Genomic DNA, 14505 nt, shown 5'->3' with positions numbered 1-14505 from the left:
GCGTGCCCGCCCTCGACGCCCGCACCGCGGCCCCCGCCGACGCGCTGGGGGCCGCGGTGCGCACCTACCTCGACCACCTCTCGGTCGAGCGGGGGCTGGCGGCCAACACCCTGGCCTCGTACCGGCGGGACCTGCGCCGCTACCTGGCCCACCTCGCGGCGCAGGGCGTGCAGCGGCTCGACGACGTGACCGAGGCCGGCGTGGGTGCCTTCCTGGTGCACCTGCGCGAGGGCGACGCCGACCACCCGCCGCTGAGCGCCACCTCGGCGGCGCGCACCGTGGTGGCGGTGCGCGGCTTCCACCGCTTCGCCGTCGCCGACGGGCTCGCCGAGACCGACCCGGCCCGTGAGGTCAAGCCGCCCACGCCGGCCAAGCGGCTGCCCAAGGCGCTGCCCCTGGCCGACGTGGAGGCGATCCTCGAGGCCGCCGGCGCGCCCGGCACCACGCTGGCCCTGCGCGACCGGGCGCTGCTCGAGGTGCTCTACGGCACCGGCGCCCGGATCTCCGAGGCGGTCGGGCTCGACGTCGACGACCTCGACCTGGCCACCGACGAGGCAGCCCCCCTCGAGGGCACCGTGCTGCTGCGCGGCAAGGGCGGCAAGCAGCGCATCGTGCCGGTCGGCTCCTACGCCCTGGAGGCGGTCCAGGCCTACCTGGTGCGCGCCCGCCCCGAGCTCGCCGGGCTCGGTGGGCCGGGCGGCACCGGGGGTGCGCTCTTCCTCAACGCCCGGGGCGGACGCCTCTCGCGCCAGTCGGCCTGGACCGTGCTGACCCGGGCCGCCGAGCGCGCCGGGGTGACCCGCGACGTCTCGCCGCACACGCTGCGCCACTCGTTCGCCACCCACCTGCTCGACGGTGGCGCCGACGTGCGCGTCGTGCAGGAGCTGCTGGGCCACGCGTCCGTGACCACCACCCAGGTCTACACCCTGGTGACCGTCGACAACCTGCGCGAGGTCTTCGCGACCGCGCACCCGAGAGCCAGAGGCTGATGACCCAGCAGGACACCCATCAAGAGACCCAGCAGGACCCCCGCACCACCGAGGGTGCCGACCGGCTGCAGGGCTTCGACTGGCCACGGGTCGGCGCCGACGCCGACGCCGTCTACGACGCGGTGGCGGCGTACGCCGCGAGCAAGGGCCTGGCGCTCTACCCGCACCAGGACGAGGCGGTGCTCGAGCTGCTGGCCGGCAGCAACGTGGTGCTGGCGACACCGACCGGGTCGGGCAAGTCGCTGGTCGCCCTGGCCGCGCACGCCACCGCGCTGGCCGACGACCGGGTCTCGTTCTACACCGCGCCGATCAAGGCGCTGGTCAGCGAGAAGTTCTTCGACCTGTGCACGGTCTTCGGCGCCGACAACGTCGGGATGCTGACCGGTGACGCCGCGGTCAACGCCGACGCCCCGATCATCTGCTGCACCGCGGAGGTGCTGGCCAACCTCGCGCTGCGCGAGGGTCGCGCCGCCGACGTGGGGCTGGTGGTGATGGACGAGTTCCACTACTACGGCGAGCCCGACCGCGGCTGGGCCTGGCAGGTGCCGCTCCTCGAGCTGCCGCAGGCGCAGTTCCTGCTGATGTCGGCCACCCTGGGCGACGTCAGCGCACTGGGAGCCGACCTGACGCGCCGCAACGGGCGCGAGACGGCGGTCGTCGACGACGCCGAGCGCCCAGTCCCGCTGTCGTTCAGCTGGTCGCTCGACCCGCTGCCCGAGCGGCTCGAGGAGATCGTGACCACTGGGCAGGCGCCCGTCTACGTCGTGCACTTCACCCAGGCCGCTGCCGTCGAGCACGCCACCTCGCTGCTCAACGCCGGCTGGATCCCCAAGCCGGAGGGGATGAGCGAGCGGCTGGCCGGCACCCGCTTCGGCGCCGGCTTCGGCAAGACCCTGGCCAAGATGCTCAAGCGCGGGGTGGGCGTGCACCACGCCGGGATGCTGCCGCGCTACCGGCGCCTGGTCGAGCAGCTGGCCCAGTCGGGCGAGCTCTCGGTCATCTGCGGCACCGACACCCTCGGGGTCGGCATCAACGTGCCGATCCGCACCGTGCTCTTCACCGGCCTGGCCAAGTTCGACGGCACCCGCCAACGGGTGCTGCGCACCCGCGAGTTCCTGCAGATCGCCGGTCGCGCCGGTCGGGCCGGCTTCGACACCGCCGGCTACGTGGTCGTCCAGGCGCCCGAGCACACCATCGAGAACGAGAAGGCCAAGGCCAAGGCCGCGGCCAAGAACGCCGCGATGAGCGAGGAGAAGCAGGCCAAGCGCAAGTCGAAGGCGCAGCTGAGGAAGCCGCCCGAGGGCACCGTGGTGTGGACCGAGCAGACCTTCGACAAGCTGGTGGCCGGGGAGCCCGAGCCCCTGGCCTCACGGATGAAGGTCGACAACTCGATGATCCTCAACGTGGTCTCCCGCGAGGAGGACGCCTTCGCGGTGCTGCGGCGGCTGCTCACCGACAACCACGAGGAGCCGCGCCAGCAGCGCCGCCTGGCCCGCCGGGCCCTGCGCTTGGCGCGCTCGCTGGTGGCCTCGGGGGTGCTGGTGCGCCTCGACGAGCTCGACGAGCACGGGCGCCGCTACCGGCTGACCCACGACCTGCCGCCCGACTTCGCGCTCAACCAGCCGTTGGCCCACTTCGCGCTCGAGGCCCTCGACGTGCTCACCCCGCCCGAGGAGTCCGACCCGGTGACCCACGCGCTCGACGTGGTCTCGGTCGTCGAGGCGGTGCTCGACTCCCCGCGCCAGATCCTGATGGCCCAGCAGTGGGCCGCGCGCGGCGAGGCCGTCAACGAGCTGAAGGCCGACGGGGTCGAGTACGAGGAGCGGATGGCGCTGCTCGAGGAGATCACCTGGCCCCAGCCGCTCGCCGAGCTGCTGGGCGCGGCGTACGAGCTCTACCGCGGCGCGCACCCCTGGCTGCCCGAGGACGCCCTGGACCCCAAGTCGGTGGTGCGCCAGATGTACGAGCAGGGGATGAGCTTCACCGACCTCGTCGGGCGCTACCAGCTGGCCCGCTCCGAGGGCCTGGTGCTGCGCTACCTCACCGACGCCTACCGCACGCTGCGCCAGAGCGTGCCCGAGCAGCACCGCTCCGAGGAGCTCGAGGCGCTGGTCGACTGGCTCGGCGAGACCGTGCGCCAGACCGATTCCTCGCTGCTCGACGAGTGGGAGGCGCTGACCGACCCGGCGGCCGCACTGGCACGCCTCGGCGACGAGCTGACCCACCACGCGCCGCCCCCGCCACCGCGACCGCTCTCGCAGCAGGGGCGCTCGTTCGAGGTGATGGTGCGCAACGCGATGTTCCGGCGCGTCGAGCTGGTCGCGCGCGACGACCTCGACGGCCTGTTGGCCCTCGAGCGGGCCGCGGCCGACCGCACCGACCCGGCCCGCGAGGTCGTGGTGGGACGCTCGGCCTGGGACTCCGCCATCGAGGAGTACTACGCCGAGCACGACCGCGTCGACCTCGGTCCGGACGCCCGCGGGCCCCGCCTGCTGGTGACGACCGCCGCGACCGGCGTACCGGCCGGCCTGGACGACGACGCTGCCCCGGCCCGGCTGCTCCAGGTGCGCCAGACCGTGCACGACCCCGAGGGCCACCACGACTGGGTGATCGACGCCGTGGCCGACCTCGACGCCACCGACGAGCTGGGCGAGCTGGTGATGCCGACCGTGGCGTTCCACCGGCTCGGCTGAGGGGGGCGACGTGAGCCGCATGATCAGACCGCCCAGCTCGGTGCTGCTGCTGGTGGGGCGCGAGGACTTCGCCCCGCCGAGCTCCTTCGGGGGCGCGCCCTGCGTCGCGACCAGCGACTGCGTCGCGGTCGCCGTGCGCAGCGTCGACGACGGCCCGACCCTGGCCGAGCTCACCGACGACGCGTCGCGCGAGGGGCTCGCAGACCTGGTGCGGCTGGGCTCGTTCGAGATCGAGTCCGAGGGACTGCTGGTGCTGCGCGACATCTACAGCAGGGAGTACGAGACCGTGGGCGTCGAGGCGGGCAGGGTGCGGGTCGACGTGCTGGGCGACGACGACTCCGAGCCGGGCCACGTGGTGCTCGTGGTCGGCGGTGCGCCCCAGGGGTGAGACGCCCCGACCTACGATCGCCGGCATGAGCGATCCGGTCGTGACCCACCAGCCCGAGCAGCAGCGCTACGTCGCCTCCCTCGACGGGGTCGAGGCCGGTGTGGCGCAGTACGAGCTCGCCGACGACCCGGCCCGGGTCGTGTTCACCCACACCGTGGTCGGCGACGGGTTCGGCGGCGACGGGGTCGGCTCGGCCCTGGCCCGCGAGGCCCTCGACGACGTGCGCGCAGCGGGGGAGCGGTCGGTGGTGGCGCAGTGCTCCTTCATCGCCGGCTGGATCGAGAAGCACCCGGAGTACGAGGACCTCCTCGTCCACTGAGCGTCAACAGTCGTCCACAGATTGCTCCACAGGCGGTGGATCGCCTGTGCAGACACGCGGGGGCCCATGCACAGATCGGCTCCTGGTCGCGCGGGTCCCCAGGAACCTGCCGAACACGCTTGTGGGTGACCAGGGGCGGTCCTAGGCTCGCCCGCAACCCGGACCTGGTCGCCTGAGCCGACAGGGCGTCGTGCCGTCGCGAGCGGGGCCGGTGGAGGAGCAGCAGATGAGCGATGGTGGGATGTCCCCGGGGACCGGAGCAGGTCACGGCGGCACCAGTGCACCCGCGGTGCCACCGCTGGTCCGGACCCCGACCCAGCCGCCCGCCCCCGATCCCGGAGACGATCTGTCCGTGAGCGACCCCCTGCCCTTCGAGCGCCCGGCGCGCCGGGACGCCGGCACCTCGGTCCTCGGCCCCACCGGCCGGCCGATGCCGGACTTCCCCGAGCCCCGCCCGGTCACCGAGCACGGCAAGGCCCGGGTCGTGGCGATGTGCAACCAGAAGGGCGGCGTCGGCAAGACGACGACGACCATCAACCTGGGCGCCTCGCTCGCCGAGTACGGCCGCAAGGTGCTGCTGGTCGACTTCGACCCCCAGGGCTCGCTGTCGGTCGGCCTCGGGCTGAACCCGCACGAGATGGACCTGTCGGTCTACAACCTGCTGATGGAGCGCGACGTCACCCTCGACGACGTCGTCGTGCCCTCGGGGGTGCCCGGGATGGACCTGCTGCCCTCCAACATCGACCTCTCGGCCGCCGAGGTGCAGCTGGTGCACGAGGTGGCCCGCGAGCAGACGCTGCAGCGCGTCCTCGCCCCAGCGCTCGAGCAGTACGACGTCGTGCTGATCGACTGCCAGCCCTCGCTGGGCCTGCTCACCGTCAACGCCCTCACCGCCTCCCACGGCGTCATCGTGCCCCTGGAGTGCGAGTACTTCGCCCTGCGCGGTGTCGCGCTGCTCAAGACCACCATCGACAAGGTCCGTGAGCGGCTCAACCCCGGCCTCGAGATCGACGGCGTGCTCGGCACCATGTTCGACGGGCGCACGCTGCACTCGCGCGAGGTCATGGACCGCCTGGTCCAGGCGTGGGGCGACAAGGTCTTCCACACCGTCATCCGCCGCACGGTGAAGTTCTCCGACTCGACCGTGGCCGGCGAGCCGATCACCAGCTACGCCTCGTCCTCGGCCGGCGCCGAGTCCTACCGGCAGCTGTCGCGGGAGGTGCTGGGCCGTTGGCTCGACGAGTGAGCATGCCGACGGCGGACGACCTGTTCCGCCCCACGGCACCGAGCGGGACGAGGCAGCGCGACGAGACCGGGCAGCGCGACGACGCGGCAGCGCAGCCGGCACCGGCCCCGCCCGCCGCGCCGGCGAGGCCCGCGCGGCCCAGCGGCCGGGTGCGCCACGACGAGAAGATGACCGTCTACATCACCTCCGAGGAGCTGCTGGCGGTCGAGCAGGCCCGGCTGTCGCTGCGCAGCGGCCACGGGCTGGCCGTCGACCGCGGCCGCCTGGTGCGTGAGGCGCTGGCGCTGGCGCTGGCCGACCTCGAGGCGCACGGCGAGGACAGCGCGCTCGTACGCCGTCTCACCGAGGGGTGAGCGTGGCCGCCGGCTCGGGCGTGGAGGCCGAGGAGGGCTCCGCGAGCCCGGCCTTCGCGGTGCGGCTCGACAACTTCGAGGGTCCCTTCGACCTGCTGCTCAACCTGATCGCCAAGCACAAGCTCGACATCACCGAGGTCTCGCTCTCCAAGGTCACCGACGAGTTCATCGCCCACGTCAAGGCGCTGCGCACCGCGCCGGTGCCTGCCTCGGGCACCGGACGTGACGCCGCCCTCGACCTCGAGCAGACCACGTCGTTCCTGCTGGTGGCCTCGACGCTGCTCGACCTCAAGGCCGCACGCCTGCTGCCCCAGGGCGACGTCGAGGACGAGGAGGACCTGGCGCTGCTCGAGGCCCGCGACCTGCTCTTCGCCCGGCTCATCCAGTACCGCGCCTACAAGCAGGTCGCGGCCGTGGTCGAGCAGCGCCTGCTCGACGAGGCGCGCCGCTACCCCCGCGCGGTGGGCCTGGAGGAGCGGTTCGCCTCGCTGCTGCCCGAGGTGCTGATCGGCATCGGCCTGGAGCAGTTCGCAGCCCTGGCCGCCAGGGCGATGGCGCCCAAACCGGTCGTCGAGGTCTCGCTGCAGCACATCCACGCCGCCCGGGTCTCGGTGCGCGAGCAGGCCGCGATCGTGGTGGAGCGGCTGCGTCGCGCCGGCACCACCACCTTCGCCGCGCTGTGCCGCGACTCCCCGGACACGCTGACCACCGTGGCCCGCTTCCTCTCGCTGCTGGAGCTGTTCCGCGAGGGGGTCCTGGTCTTCGACCAGGTCACGCCGCTCGGTGTGCTGACCCTGCGCTGGACCGGGGACGACGACACCGAGGCCGAGGACCTGGTCACCGACGAGTTCGAGGGCGCCCCGCCCGCTCCCACCGACACCCCCGAGGAGGGCCTGGCGTGAGCGACACCCTGATCGACCCGCCCACCGAGCGGCCGCTGCCGCTGCGCCCGGCGCTGGAGGCCGTGCTGATGGTCGCCGACCAGCCGCTCGACTCGGTGGCCCTGGCCACCGCGGTCGGGCACCCCGTCGAGGACGTCGTGGCCGCCCTGCAGACCCTGGCCGAGCAGTACGACGAGCAGGACCGGGGCTTCGAGCTGCGCCACGTCGCGGGCGGCTGGCGCTACTACACCCGCGAGGCCTACGCGCCCGCGGTGGAGAAGTTCGTGCTGGAGGGCCAGCAGGCCCGGCTGACCCAGGCCGCGCTCGAGACGCTGGCCGTGGTGGCCTACCAGCAGCCGGTCTCGCGGGCCCGGGTCTCTGCGGTGCGCGGCGTGAACGTCGACGGCGTGATGCGCACCCTGCTGACCCGCGGCCTGGTCGAGGAGGCCGGCCAGGACGTCGGCACCGGCGCCCACCTCTACCGCACCACCGGCTACTTCCTGGAGCGGATCGGGGTCAGCTCGCTCGACGAGCTGCCCGAGCTGGCGCCGTACCTGCCGGACATGGAGGATCTGGAGGACGAGCTCGAGCGCGTCGGCGGGTTCCAGACCCGCCCTGACGAGCAGCCCGGTGACCAGCCGGGCGCCGCCACCCCGACCGAGGAGACCCCGTGACCCGCCCCCCGCACGACCGCCCCGCCCCCCTCGGCGAGGACGACGGCCGCGAGATCCCGCTCGACGACGACGGCCAGGTGCGGCTGCAGAAGCTGCTCGCCCAGTCGGGTGTCGCCTCGCGGCGCAAGTGCGAGGAGCTGATGCTCGACGGGCTGGTCGAGGTCGACGGCGAGGTGGTGACCCGACTGGGCACCAAGGTCGACCCGCGCACGGCCGTGGTGCGCGTCGAGGGCCACCGGCTGCCGCCGATGAGCCCCCACGTCTACCTGGTGCTCAACAAGCCCCGCGGGGTGGTCTCGACCATGTCGGACCCCGAGGGACGCCGCACCCTGGGCGACGTGGTGGCCGACCGCCCCGAGCGGCTCTTCCACGTGGGGCGGCTCGACACCGACACCTCCGGGCTGATCCTGCTCACCAACGACGGCGACTTCGCCCACCGCATGGCCCACCCGTCGTACGAGGTCGACAAGACCTACGTCGCGGAGGTCGAGGGCCAGGTGCACCGCGGCACCATCAAGAAGCTGCTGGCCGGGGTCGAGCTCGAGGACGGGCCGGTGACGGTGAGCCGCGCGCGCCTGGTCGAGGGCAGCCACGGGCGCACCGACCGCGAGCGCAGCATCGTCGAGCTGGTCATCCACGAGGGCCGCAACCGGATCGTGCGGCGCCTGCTCGACCACGTCGGGCACCCGGTGCGCCGCCTGACCCGCACCGAGCTGGGTCCGGTGCGCCTGGGCGGCCTGGCGCCGGGGGAGATGCGTGAGCTGACCCGCACCGAGCTGGGCAGCCTGCTGGACAGGGCGCAGCTGTGAGCGCGCGGCCCCGATAGCCTGGCCCCTGGCCGGCAGCAGCCGGCCCCAGGGCACGACGAGGCAGATGGAGGAGCAGACGTGGCGGTGCGAGCGGTCCGGGGCGCGACCCAGCTCGAGGAGGACTCGCGAGACCACATGCTCGAGCGGGTCGCGGAGATGGTGCTCGACGTGATGGCCTCCAACGGTCTCGAGGTCGACGACTTCATCTCGGTGATCTTCACCGCGACCTCCGACCTGGTCGCGGAGTTCCCGGCGTACGCCGCCCGGCGCCTGGGCTTCGGCGAGGTGCCGCTGATCTGCGCGCGCGAGCTCGAGATCGAGCGCTCGATGCCGCGGGTGGTGCGGATGATGGCGCACGTCGAGACCGACCTGCCGCGCTCCGACATCACGCACAGCTACCTGCACGGCGCCGCGGCGCTGCGCAGCGACCTGACCCGCGTGCGCTCGGTCCCCGACACCGATGCCTGAGGCCGGCACCGGGTCCCTGGTGGGCCCGGTCGAGGTGGTCGGCACCGGCCTGGTCGGCACCTCGGTGGCCCTGGCCTGCGCCCGCGCCGGGATCGAGGTGCTGCTCAGCGACCACAACGACGAGCACGTGCGCACCGCCAGCGGCCTGGGAGCCGGGCGGGTGCGGCGCGCCGACGACCGGCCGCAGCTGGTGGTCGTCGCGGTGCCGCCCGACGTGCTGGGCCCGGTCATCACCGCGGCGCTGACCGCCTCGGAGGCGGTCGTCACCGACGTCGGCAGCATCAAGGCGCGCCCGCTGGCGCAGGTGCTCGAGCACCCCGAGGCGGCGGCGCACGCCGCCCGCTACGTGGGCAGCCACCCGATGGCCGGCAGCGAGCACTCCGGGCCGCTGGCGGCCAGCCCGACCCTCTTCGAGGGCCGGCCGTGGGCGATCACCCCGCACCGCGACGCCGACGTGGCGGCCGTGGAGCTGGTGGAGGACCTGGTGCGCCTGGTCGGGGCGGTGCCGGCGTGGTTGACCCCCGAGGAGCACGACCGGGCGGTGGCGCGGATCTCGCACGTGCCGCACCTGGTCTCCTCGCTGGTGGCGGGCCGGCTGGCCGGTGCCCCCGACAACCACCTCTCGCTCTCGGGGCAGGGGGTGCGCGACGTGACCCGGGTCGCGGCCGGCGACCCGCGGCTCTACGGCCAGATCGTGGCCGGCAACGCGCCCGCCGTGGGCGAGCTGCTGCGCGAGCTGCGCCGCGACCTCGACGCGATGATCGAGGCGATCGCCGGCGACGAGCGCGCGGCCCTCGAGCAGCTGCTCGAGACCGGCGTGGCGGGCACTCGGGCGATCCCCGGCAAGCACGGCGCCCCCGCGACGGCCATGGTCTCGGTCTTCGTCACGGTGCCCGACCACCCCGGCGAGCTGGCCCGGCTGCTGGCCGACGCGGTGGCCAGCGAGGTCAACGTGGAGGACATCCGCATCGACCACGACACCAGCCGTCCCACCGGTCTCGTCGAGCTCGTGGTGGCCGAGCAGAGCGGGGAACGGCTGCTGGTGTCGCTGGAATCCCGCGGCTGGGTGACGCACCGGTAGGCTGCGGGCCCGTGAGCACCAAGCCCTCCGACCCCGACCCGACGCGCACGACCGGCATCGTGGTGGCCGTCGACGGCACCTCCGGCTCCGGGAAGTCCAGCACCTGCCGCGGCGTGGCCGTCCGGCTGGGGCTGCGCTACCTCGACACCGGGGCGATGTACCGCGCGATGACCTGGTGGATGCTCGAGCAGGGCGTCGACGTGCACGACCCGGCCGCGGTCGCCGCCCGCAGCGGCGAACCGGTCATCGACTCCGGCACCGACCCGGCCGGCCCGACCATCCGCGTGGACGGCCACGACGTCGGCGCCGCGATCCGCACCGAGCAGGTCACCGGCTCGGTCTCGCCGGTCTCCACGGTGCCCGAGGTGCGCACCCGCCTGGTGGAGCTGCAGCGCGCCGAGATCGCCGCGGCGCTCGAGGGCGCCGGCATCGTCGTCGAGGGCCGTGACATCGGCTCGGTGGTCGCCCCCGAGGCGCCCGTCAAGCTCTACCTGACCGCCGACCCCGCCGCGCGGGCGCGGCGGCGCGCGGCGGAGGAGGGCGGCACCGACGTGGCAGCCGTCGAGAAGTCGCTGCGCGGACGCGACGAGATCGACTCCGGGCGGGCGGTCTCGCCGCTCACGATGGCCGAGGGCGCGGTGCACCTCGACACCACGCCGTACACGCTCGAGGAGGTCGTCGACCTGGTCGTCGGTCTCGTCGAGGCGGTGGAGGCGCACGCGTGAGCGCCGCGCAGGCGCCCCGCTCGCGCAGCACGCACCACGACCTGCCGCGCACCGCCGAGGTGCCGCACCCGCCCCGGCTGATGCTCCACGGGCTGCGGCCGCTGGCCCGCTGGCTGATCCGGCGGCGCTACCGGGTCGAGGTGCTGGGCGCCGAGCACGTGCCAGCGCAGGGTCCGGTGGTGCTGGCGGCCAACCACATCGGCGTCATCGACGGCCCGCTGCTGGCGATCTACGCGCCGCGGCCGGTGCACGCGCTGACCAAGTCGGAGATGTTCGTCGGGCGGCTGGGGCGCTTCCTGCACTACTCCGGGCAGCTGCCGCTCGACCGCTTCCGCACCGACGTGGCCGCGGCCCGCAGCTGCCTGCGGGTGCTGCGCGACGACGGCGTGATCGGGATCTTCCCCGAGGGACGACGCGGCCCCGGGGACCTGCAGCGCTTCCACCGCGGGGCGGCGTACTTCGCGCTGGCGGCGGGGGCGACGGTGGTGCCGGTCTCGTTCCTGGGCACCCGTGAGCCCGGCGGGCGCAGCAGCTCGCTGCCGGCCCGGGGCGCGCCGATGCACGTCGTCTTCGGTCGACCCGTCACCATCGACTCCGTGGCCTTCCCGCGCACGAAGGAACAAGTGGAGGCCACCTCACAGTTGTTGTGGGAGCACATGACGCGCGAGCTGGACGCCGCGCTGGCCCTCACGGGCCGCGAGCTGCCGGGCCCCCTGCCCGCAGGAGACCTCGAACCCGACCCCGCCACCGGGGTCACCGATCTAGGAGCACCATGACCGAGCACGCCGACGACACCCCCACCGAGGGCCCGCTCGTCGACGGCCCCCTGCCCGTCCTGGCGATCATCGGCCGGCCCAACGTGGGCAAGTCGACGCTGGTGAACCGGTTCATCGGCCGGCGCGAGGCGGTCGTCGAGGACGTCCCCGGCGTCACCCGTGACCGCGTGTCGTACGACGCGCACTGGAACGGCCGGGCCTTCACCGTCGTCGACACCGGCGGCTGGGACCCTGACGCGCGCGGCCTGGCCGAGCGGATCGCGGCCCAGGCCGAGATCGCCATCTCGCTGGCCGACGCGGTGCTCTTCGTGGTCGACGCGACCGTCGGCATCACCGACGCCGACGAGGCCGTGGTGCGGATCCTGCGCAAGTCGGGCAAGCCCGTCGTGCTGGCGGCCAACAAGGTCGACGACGAGCGCACCGAGGCCGAGGCCTACGGGCTGTGGAACCTCGGTCTCGGCGAGCCGTTCGTGGTCTCGGCGCTGCACGGGCGCGGGTCGGGCGACCTGCTCGACGCCGTGCTGGCCGCCCTGCCCGAGCCCCCGCCCGAGCGCGACGCCGAGGTCGGTGGGCCGCGCCGCATCGCGATCGTCGGCAAGCCCAACGTCGGCAAGTCCTCGCTGCTCAACCGGTTGGCGGGGGAGGAGCGCGTGGTCGTCGACAACGTCGCCGGCACCACCGTCGACCCGGTCGACGAGCTGATCTCGCTCGGCGGGCGCGACTGGCGCTTCATCGACACCGCGGGGATCCGCAAGCGGGTCAAGGAGGCCTCGGGCCACGAGTACTACGCCTCCCTGCGCACCTCGATCGCCATCGACCGTGCCGAGGTGGCGGTGCTGGTGCTCGACGCCGGCCTGTCGATCTCCGAGCAGGACGTGCGGATCCTCCAGACGGTCCGTGAGGCCGGCCGTGCGCTGGTCATCGCCTTCAACAAGTGGGACCTCGTCGACGAGGAGCGCCGCCACTACCTCGAGCGCGAGATCGAGCGCGAGCTGGTGCAGGTGCAGTGGGCGCCGCGCATCAACGTCACCGCCCGCACCGGCTGGCACGTCGACCGGCTCGTACCGGCGCTCGACAAGGCGCTGAACGGCTGGGAGACCCGCGTGCCGACCGGTGCTCTGAACGCGTTCCTGGGACGCCTGGTCGCCGAGCACCCGCACCCGGTGCGCAGCGGCAAGCAGCCCAAGATCCTCTTCGGCACCCAGCCCTCGACGGCCCCGCCGACCTTCGTGCTGTTCACCTCGGGCAAGCTCGACGACGGCTACGAGCGCTACATCGAGCGGCGCCTGCGCGAGGAGTTCGGCTTCGTCGGCACCCCGATCGTGATCAACCAGCGGGTGCGCGAGAAGCGCAAGCGCTGAGCCGCCGACCCGCCCGGGGTGCCGATGCCGGACCTCGGGTGGGGCTGTTGTAGTGTTCACGCGTCGCGAGGCGCTGCAGTGCAGCGGATCGCGCAGTTCGGGCTGTGGCGCAGCTTGGTAGCGCACTTGACTGGGGGTCAAGGGGTCGCAGGTTCAAATCCTGTCAGCCCGACCGAACGAGAACGGCGTCTGAGTGGCGGAACCGCCACCCGGGCGCCGTTCTCTCGTCAGCCAGCCGCGCCGGCGCCGCCGAACGGCCGGCGCCGGGTGTGCGCTGCACCTAGGTCCAGCGGACCGGCGCCGAGGCTGGGCGTCGTTGTCGGTGGTCGCGTCTAGGGTCGAAGACATGACCTCGAGCGACGCCCTCCCCGCCACCGCGGGTGAGTGTGTCGCGATGCTGGAGGAGCTCGAGTCCATCAAGGCCCACCTCGCCGCACGCCAGGTGCGGTTGACCGCGCACCTCGACGACCTCCAGGCCGGTGCCTCGGATCGGTCGGTGGGTGCGCAGGTCGCGCTCGCGCGCCACGAGTCACCGCACCGCGGTGCCCGGCTGCGCGCGATGGCCTGCACCCTGGTCGACGACCTGCCCCACGTCCTCGCCGCCCTCGACGACGGGCTGATCAACGAGCACCGCGCCGAGATCCTCGCCACCGAGGCCGACCACGTCCACTCCGCGCTGCGTCCAGCCTTCGACACCGCCCTCGGTGAGCTCCTCGCCACCGGGACACCGCTCGGGGACCGGGCACTCCGCCTCGCCGCCCAGCGGATCGCGATCCGCCTCGACGACCACGCCGCCGCCCGGCGCCGCGAACGCGCCCACCGCAACCGCCACCTCACCTACCAGCGACGCGAGGACGGCACCGCCCAGATCACCGCCGTCATCTCGGATGTCCAAGCGGCCGCGGTCATGCAGTCCCTGCACCAACGCGCCACCCAGCTCAAGGCCCAACCCGACGAGGACCGCTCCCACGCCCAGATCGTCGCCGACCTGTTCGTGGCCCGCCTGACCGGCCAGATCACCGCCACCCACACCCCCATCGCCCTCAACATCGTGATCTCCGCCGAAGCACTCCTCGGCGACGGCGACGAGCCGGCCGAGGTCGTCCCGATGTACGGCGGCGCCGGCGGACCCATCCCCGCCTCCGTGGCCCGCAACCTCCTGGCCTGCGCCCCCGAGATGGGCACCCGGGTACGCCGCCTCTTCGCCGACACCGACCAGCTCGTCGCCATGGAATCCACCAGCCGGACCTTCGACGGACTGCTGCGCCAGTTCATCACCCTGCGCGACCGCACCTGCCGCACCCCGTGGTGCAACGCCCCCATCCGCCACCACGACCACATCACCCCCGACCACGCCGGCGGCCCCACCAGCACCCTCAACGGCCAAGGCCTCTGCGCAGCCTGCAACCAGCTCAAGGAAGAACCCGGCTGGCACCACAGAGTGCTCCACCACTACGACCTCGACCCCCACGACGTCGAGATCACCTCACCCGCCGGCCAGACCACCCACTCCCGCGCCCCCGACCCACCCGGCCTCCTCCCACCCGAACCCACCTGGGTCCTGGAATCACCAGGCCACTGGGTCCTCACCGCCTGAGCCCGTCCGTGGGCGACGGCTGACCGGCGCGCGATCCCGCCGACAGGACCAGGTCCACCGGCCGGGCGCGGACGCTGCGGCTCCGGATGGATGGGTCGTCTCACCGTCTCTGCAACTTACTTGCCTGCTGTCCAGTAAGTAAGTA

General features: G+C 73.4%; 15 protein-coding genes and 1 tRNA gene. All 16 read left to right on the top strand.

Annotated elements, in window-relative coordinates; genetic code table 11:
* Window positions 1-2 precede the first annotated feature (2 nt).
* Entirely contained in the window at window positions 3-989 is a 987-nt protein-coding gene (locus OCU29_RS19100; protein ID WP_370463687.1) for a site-specific tyrosine recombinase XerD, read from the top strand.
* The gene (locus OCU29_RS19095; RefSeq protein ID WP_261821164.1) at window positions 989-3682 is read left to right on the top strand and encodes an RNA helicase; all 2694 of its coding nucleotides are present in this window, start codon (window positions 989-991) and stop codon (window positions 3680-3682) included. The genes OCU29_RS19100 and OCU29_RS19095 overlap by 1 nt, the downstream gene beginning before the upstream one ends.
* A 10-nt stretch (window positions 3683-3692) precedes the next feature.
* Window positions 3693-4070, top strand: a complete 378-nt coding sequence (locus OCU29_RS19090) for a hypothetical protein (RefSeq protein WP_261821163.1) — start codon at window positions 3693-3695, stop codon at window positions 4068-4070.
* Between the two features lie 25 nt (window positions 4071-4095).
* The gene (locus tag OCU29_RS19085) at window positions 4096-4389 is read left to right on the top strand and encodes a GNAT family N-acetyltransferase (protein WP_261821162.1); all 294 of its coding nucleotides are present in this window, start codon (window positions 4096-4098) and stop codon (window positions 4387-4389) included.
* Window positions 4390-4819: 430 nt separating this feature from the next.
* On the top strand, window positions 4820-5635 hold the full coding sequence (locus OCU29_RS19080; RefSeq protein WP_246305738.1) for a ParA family protein: 816 nt from the start codon (window positions 4820-4822) through the stop codon (window positions 5633-5635).
* A complete protein-coding gene (locus tag OCU29_RS19075) occupies window positions 5620-5988 on the top strand; it encodes a hypothetical protein (RefSeq protein WP_218876361.1) in 369 nt (122 codons plus the stop codon). The genes OCU29_RS19080 and OCU29_RS19075 overlap by 16 nt, the downstream gene beginning before the upstream one ends.
* Window positions 5985-6890 carry a ScpA family protein gene (locus tag OCU29_RS19070; RefSeq protein ID WP_370463686.1) on the top strand — a complete coding sequence of 302 codons (906 nt, stop codon included), beginning with the start codon at window positions 5985-5987 and terminating at the stop codon, window positions 6888-6890. Before OCU29_RS19075 ends, OCU29_RS19070 begins: the two co-directional genes overlap by 4 nt.
* Complete coding sequence (gene scpB / locus OCU29_RS19065; protein ID WP_370463685.1) at window positions 6887-7543, top strand: SMC-Scp complex subunit ScpB; 657 nt, start codon at window positions 6887-6889, stop codon at window positions 7541-7543. The genes OCU29_RS19070 and scpB overlap by 4 nt, the downstream gene beginning before the upstream one ends.
* A 53-nt stretch (window positions 7544-7596) precedes the next feature.
* Window positions 7597-8352, top strand: coding sequence for a pseudouridine synthase (locus tag OCU29_RS19060; RefSeq protein ID WP_261821179.1), 756 nt, complete (start codon window positions 7597-7599; stop codon window positions 8350-8352).
* Window positions 8353-8430: 78 nt separating this feature from the next.
* The gene (gene aroH, locus OCU29_RS19055; protein ID WP_179616457.1) at window positions 8431-8820 is read left to right on the top strand and encodes a chorismate mutase; all 390 of its coding nucleotides are present in this window, start codon (window positions 8431-8433) and stop codon (window positions 8818-8820) included.
* A complete protein-coding gene (locus tag OCU29_RS19050; protein ID WP_179616458.1) occupies window positions 8813-9901 on the top strand; it encodes a prephenate dehydrogenase in 1089 nt (362 codons plus the stop codon). Before aroH ends, OCU29_RS19050 begins: the two co-directional genes overlap by 8 nt.
* An 11-nt stretch (window positions 9902-9912) precedes the next feature.
* Window positions 9913-10626: a (d)CMP kinase gene (gene cmk, locus OCU29_RS19045; RefSeq protein WP_261821160.1), complete on the top strand. Its 714-nt coding sequence runs from the start codon at window positions 9913-9915 to the stop codon at window positions 10624-10626.
* Complete coding sequence (locus OCU29_RS19040) at window positions 10623-11402, top strand: 1-acyl-sn-glycerol-3-phosphate acyltransferase (protein ID WP_261821159.1); 780 nt, start codon at window positions 10623-10625, stop codon at window positions 11400-11402. The genes cmk and OCU29_RS19040 overlap by 4 nt, the downstream gene beginning before the upstream one ends.
* Window positions 11399-12763, top strand: a complete 1365-nt coding sequence (gene der, locus OCU29_RS19035; RefSeq protein WP_261821158.1) for a ribosome biogenesis GTPase Der — start codon at window positions 11399-11401, stop codon at window positions 12761-12763. Before OCU29_RS19040 ends, der begins: the two co-directional genes overlap by 4 nt.
* 98 nt (window positions 12764-12861) lie before the next feature.
* Window positions 12862-12935 (top strand) — tRNA-Pro (locus tag OCU29_RS19030).
* A gap of 174 nt (window positions 12936-13109) precedes the next feature.
* Window positions 13110-14360 (top strand): HNH endonuclease signature motif containing protein, encoded by a 1251-nt coding sequence (locus OCU29_RS19025; protein ID WP_261821157.1) that lies wholly within the window; start codon window positions 13110-13112, stop codon window positions 14358-14360.
* Window positions 14361-14505 lie beyond the last annotated feature (145 nt).

Source organism: Nocardioides sp. OK12, assembly GCF_024341885.1.
In the GTDB taxonomy this organism is placed as follows: domain Bacteria; phylum Actinomycetota; class Actinomycetes; order Propionibacteriales; family Nocardioidaceae; genus Nocardioides; species Nocardioides marinisabuli.
Note: the sequence above shows the minus strand (reverse complement) of the source record. Positions and strands in the feature narration are given on the sequence as shown.

Coding starts and splice junctions, on each gene's coding strand:
- OCU29_RS19025 (WP_261821157.1), top strand. CDS start 13,110: ATGACCTCGAGCGACGCCCTCCCCGCCACCGCGGGTGAGTGTGTCGCG.
- OCU29_RS19085 (WP_261821162.1), top strand. CDS start 4,096: ATGAGCGATCCGGTCGTGACCCACCAGCCCGAGCAGCAGCGCTACGTC.
- OCU29_RS19080 (WP_246305738.1), top strand. CDS start 4,820: ATGCCGGACTTCCCCGAGCCCCGCCCGGTCACCGAGCACGGCAAGGCC.
- OCU29_RS19050 (WP_179616458.1), top strand. CDS start 8,813: ATGCCTGAGGCCGGCACCGGGTCCCTGGTGGGCCCGGTCGAGGTGGTC.
- OCU29_RS19095 (WP_261821164.1), top strand. CDS start 989: ATGACCCAGCAGGACACCCATCAAGAGACCCAGCAGGACCCCCGCACC.
- der (WP_261821158.1), top strand. CDS start 11,399: ATGACCGAGCACGCCGACGACACCCCCACCGAGGGCCCGCTCGTCGAC.